At 71.1% G+C, this 3,884-nt stretch carries 4 protein-coding genes and 1 tRNA gene; 2 read left to right on the forward strand and 3 right to left on the reverse strand.

Annotated features, from left to right (window positions below):
- Window positions 1–52 precede the first annotated feature (52 nt).
- The 3 genes from ACR9ZG_RS18395 to hisN all read right to left on the reverse strand — a co-directional run bounded on the left by ACR9ZG_RS18395 (window position 53) and on the right by hisN (window position 2,868).
- The gene (locus ACR9ZG_RS18395) at window positions 53–688 is read right to left on the reverse strand and encodes a response regulator (RefSeq protein WP_481286292.1); all 636 of its coding nucleotides are present in this window, start codon (window positions 686–688) and stop codon (window positions 53–55) included.
- Window positions 685–1,920, reverse strand: coding sequence for a sensor histidine kinase (locus ACR9ZG_RS18400; protein ID WP_481286293.1), 1,236 nt, complete (start codon window positions 1,918–1,920; stop codon window positions 685–687). The genes ACR9ZG_RS18395 and ACR9ZG_RS18400 overlap by 4 nt, the downstream gene beginning before the upstream one ends.
- A gap of 120 nt (window positions 1,921–2,040) precedes the next feature.
- Window positions 2,041–2,868 (reverse strand): histidinol-phosphatase, encoded by an 828-nt coding sequence (hisN, locus tag ACR9ZG_RS18405; protein ID WP_481286294.1) that lies wholly within the window; start codon window positions 2,866–2,868, stop codon window positions 2,041–2,043.
- Window positions 2,869–2,985: 117 nt separating this feature from the next.
- Here hisN and ACR9ZG_RS18410 point away from each other — a divergent pair.
- Window positions 2,986–3,061, forward strand: a tRNA-Lys gene (locus tag ACR9ZG_RS18410).
- A 156-nt stretch (window positions 3,062–3,217) separates the two neighbouring features.
- A complete protein-coding gene (locus tag ACR9ZG_RS18415; protein WP_481286295.1) occupies window positions 3,218–3,784 on the forward strand; it encodes an SMI1/KNR4 family protein in 567 nt (188 codons plus the stop codon).
- The last annotated feature ends 100 nt before the right edge of the window (window positions 3,785–3,884 follow it).

Here is a 3,884-nt window from a genome sequence, read left to right on the forward strand (position 1 = left end):
CAGATGTGTATAAGAGACAGCGGCAGGGGAGGGCCGGGGCCCTTCGCCGCGGCTACCGCACCAGCCCGTTCTCGTACGCGAACGCCACGAGCTGCACGCGCGACACCAGGCCGAGCTTGGCGAGGATGCTCCGGATGTGCGACTTGACGGTGGCCTCGGAGATGAAGGCGGTCCGGCCGATCTCGCCGTTGCTCAGCCCGCGCGCTGCGAGGAGGAACACCTCCTTCTCGCGCACCGACAACGGCTCGATCGCCTCCGGCCGACGCCGTGCGAGCGACCGGAACAGCTCGCTGGTCGACTTCGGCGCGATCACCGAGTGGCCCTCGTGGACCGTGCGGACCGCGGCGAGGATGAACTCGGGCGTCGCGTCCTTGAGCAGGAACCCGTCCGCGCCCGCCCGCAGCGCCGCCGCGACCGCCTCGTCGCGGTCGAAGGTGGTGAGCACCACGATGCGCGGCGGCCCGGCGGGTGACGCCTCCCGGATCTCCCGGGTGGCGCCGATGCCGTCGAGGCCGGGCATGCGGATGTCCATGAGCATGACGTCGGGCCGCTCGGACCGGGCGAGCTCGACCGCCCGACGGCCGTCCGGCGCGGCTCCGGCGAAGGCGAGGTCGTGCTGCGACTCGATCAGCATCTGCAGCCCCGCGCAGAACAGCGGCTGATCGTCGGCGACGGCCACCCGGATCATGCCTCCACCTCCCGCTGCACGTCCTGCTGCGTAGTCTGCGCACCGGCCGGGATGTACGCGGTCACCAGGTAGCCGCCGGGGACGTCGTCGTCGGGGCCGGCGTCGAGCCAGCCTCCGGCGAGCCTGGCGCGCTCGCGCATGCCGACGATGCCGCGTCCGCCCGGATTCGAGGTCGCCTGCACGGCGACGCCGTCCGCACCGCGGGACGCGAGCGAGACCGCGACGCCGTCCGCGCGCTGGTCGAGGGCGAGTCGCGCCGAGGCGCCGGGGCCGGCGTGCTTCAGGGCGTTGGTGAGCCCCTCCTGCACGATCCGGTAGACCGCGAGCTGCTGCGCCGGGGTGAGCGCGGCGGGCTCCCCGAAGCGTTCGACGGTCAGATCGAGCCCCGAGGCCGTCATCCGCCGGACCAGGTCGTCGAGTTCGTCCATCCCCGGGTGGACGGGACCGTCCGGCGTGCCGATGAGGGTCTCGATCAGCACGCGCACCTCCGTCAGCGACGAGCGGGCGGTGGAGGCGATGGTCGCGAGCGACGGCACGACCGCGGTGGGCCGCTCCTCGGCCAGCAGCCGGGCGCCGTCGGCCTGGGCGAGGATGACCGAGAGGGAGTGCGCCATGATGTCGTGCACGTCCTGGGCGATGCGCTCCCGCTCGCTCGCGACCATCGCGTCGGCCTCCGCGGCCCTGAGCTCGTTCACCGTCTGCGAGAGCCGGAGGTCGGAGGTGCGCTTGCGGGACCACACGCCGATCAGGGTGCCGACGAGCCAGGCGACGCCGCCTGCGCACCCGCACAGGACGAAGAAGAGGGTGCGCGCCGCCGCGTCTCCCTTCCCGACCCCCAGCCACCAGGCGAGGAGGCCCGCAGCCGACACTCCCGCACCGATCGCGAACGCGAACGCGACGACGCGCATCCGGCCATCGACCGATGCGGCGATGACGAGGATGACGACGCCGTACCCCAGGTACACCAGCGGCTGGTCGAAGATGCCGGATGGGAAGAGCAGCTGCCCGATCAGCACCGCGGTCCCGACGGCCATCGCGACCACCGGCCGCAGGTGCGAGAGCCCGATCGCCACGGCGAGCAGGAGGAGCGCCGCCCAGAACGGCACCGTCGACCGCAGCGCGCCGGGGAGGAGTTGATGGGGGCCGACCAGCGCCAGCGCCCAGAAGACGAAGAAGATCACGGCGATGGCGGGCTCGAACAGCCATCGGCTGCGCTGGAGGAGCGGTGTCATACCGCTCACGCTAGGGGAGACGGGCATCCCGGGCGGCAGCAGCGGCCCGGATTCAGCCCTGGGGCGGAGAGGATCGCGTGCGGGGGATGACCGGGCGGCGTACCGGGGCCGGTCCGGCCGTCAGCCCAGCAGCCGCAGCAGCGCCGGGTGCAACACCCCGTTCGACGCGAGCGAGGACCCGTTGCCCGGCCCCGCCTCGCCGGTGACGGAGGTGAACGTGCCGCCGGCCTCCTCCACGATCGGGATGAGCGCCGCGAGGTCGTAGGTCTTCACGTCGAACTCGCCGACCGCGTCGAGCAGGCCCTCGGCCAGCAGCATGTAGGACCACATGTCGCCGTAGGCCCGGTCGCGCCAGACCGCACGGGTCAGGGCGACGAGCTTGTCGAGGTGACCGGCGTCGTCCCACTGGGCGATGCTCTGGAAGCTGACGGACGCGTGCTCCAGGTCGGCGACGCCGGAGACGCGGATGCCGCGCGGCTGGGCGCCTGGCGCGTCGGTCGTCCACGCGCCGCCTCCCTGCGCGGCCCACCAGCGGCGGCCGAGGGCCGGGGAGCTGACGACGCCGACCACCGGCTTCCCATCGACCGCGAGGGCGATCAGCGTGCCCCACACCGGCACGCCACGGAGGTAGTTGGCGGTGCCGTCGATCGGGTCGACGATCCACTGGCGGGAGGAGGTGCCCTCGGTGCCGAACTCCTCCCCGAGGATGGCGTCGTCGGGACGCTCGGCGGCCAGCGCCTCCCGGATGGCCCGCTCGACGGCGAGGTCGGCCTCCGTCACCGGGGTGCGGTCGGGTTTGGTGTCGACGTGGAGGTCGCGGTCGCGGAACCGGGCCGCGGAGATACCGTCGGCGAGGTCGGCGAGCCGGAGGGCGAGGGCGAGGTCGGCGTCGTAGGTCACGGCTCCGAGCCTAGCCGGGGGAGGGGGCGGCCGGCCGGGGACGGGCATCGACAGCGGCCCACAGGCGCCGGGTCGACCGCCGGTGATTTTCGAGAGAACCTCGATTGGCGAAGCGCCCGGATCGGATGCTAGTGTTGAGCCTCGGTTCGGGTCACCGAATCGGATGCGCCTCTAGCTCAATCGGCAGAGCAATTGACTCTTAATCAATGGGTTCAGGGTTCAAGTCCCTGGGGGCGCACCAGACACCGCAGGTGGTGAGAAGCCCCCGATCCCGTGGAAGCACGGGGATCGGGGGCTTTCTCGTTGTCGCCAGTCAGCGCCGGATTCGGACGCGTACACATCGTCGATGCCATGGTGCGGGCGCTGATTCCTTGCCCGAGATCGGTAGGCTGCGTGCATGATCGCGGCCGAGAGTATTGAACTACTCAGATCTCGGCGCGTTCGGCTCGGTCCGGGACTGTCGGCACGGGAGCTCTCGGCGATCGAAGCGCGATTCGGTTTCGAGTTCCATCCGGACCATCGCGACTTCTTGTCACGTGCGCTTCCCCGGGGTGAGAGGTGGATCGATTGGCGCGGTAACGACTGGGTCATCGAGGACGTTCTCTCCCGGCCCATCGAAGGCGTCGTGTTCGATGTCGAAGAGAATGGCTTCTGGCCGCCGTCATGGGGTGATGCTCCGCGCAGCAGGCCCGAGCGCGTGCGACGCGCCCGGGAGCAGACTGCGACGTGGCCCACCCTCGTCCCGTTGTACGGTCACCGCTTCATGCCTGCGTCGCCGGCCGGCACGCCTGCGCCCGTCTTCTCCGTCTGGCAGACGGACGTCATCGTCTATGGGCGAGACCTGCTGGACTACGTCCAGCATGAATTCGGGAAGGAGAAGACGGCGCCCTCAGTGGCCGGTATGGACCCGCGGAGCTGTCCTCCCTGGTCGCTTCTCGCGTTCGGTCTGGAGGATGAGATCTGACGAGCGCGTTCGTTCATGCCGAGTGTCATTCGCGCCACGCGACCGTCGGCACGCTCTTCGTGCGCGCGGGTCACCCCTCCCCATCCACCACCCCCACGAC

It is taken from the genome of Leifsonia sp. KNZ12-8B, assembly GCF_056755495.1.